This is a genomic window from Streptomyces sp. SID13726 (assembly GCF_010548375.1).
GTDB lineage: Bacteria > Actinomycetota > Actinomycetes > Streptomycetales > Streptomycetaceae > Streptomyces.
The window spans coordinates 1-402 of record NZ_JAAGLY010000721.1 but is presented as its reverse complement, the minus strand read 5'-3'; the positions used below and the strand labels follow the sequence as shown (position 1 = coordinate 402).

The 402-nt window shown below is 64.9% G+C and carries 1 pseudogene; it reads right to left on the bottom strand.

The window, feature by feature from the left end:
* Positions 1-92: 92 nt before the first annotated feature.
* Positions 93-402 (bottom strand): annotated as a pseudogene (locus tag G3I78_RS49950) (peptidase); the annotation flags it as partial.

Genomic DNA, 402 nt, shown 5'->3' with positions numbered 1-402 from the left:
CACGACGGTTTTCAAGACCGTTCCCTTAGGCCGCTCGGGCACCCCACCTGGCCGGTACAGAGTACCGGGCGGTGGGGGTGTGCGGGGGCTGGTCAGGCCGTTTGTGCCTGGTCGTACGCCGCCTTGACCTCATTGCCGAAGTACGGGCCGAACATCCGGTTCGGCAGGAAGACGTATCCGAAGCTGTTCACCGAGACCTGGGTGCCCAGTCCGGTCGCCTCGTTGAAGTCCTGGAACCAGGGGCCTCCGCTGGAGCCACCGGTCATGTTGCAGCCCAGCCCGTGGTCCTTGGTGAGCAGGAAGTCCTTGCTGCTGTTGCCGCTGCAGTAGACGAGCTTGGTGCCGTCGTACGGCGCCGCGGCGGGGAAGCCGAAGGAGTACATCTTCTTGTTGTAGCCCCCG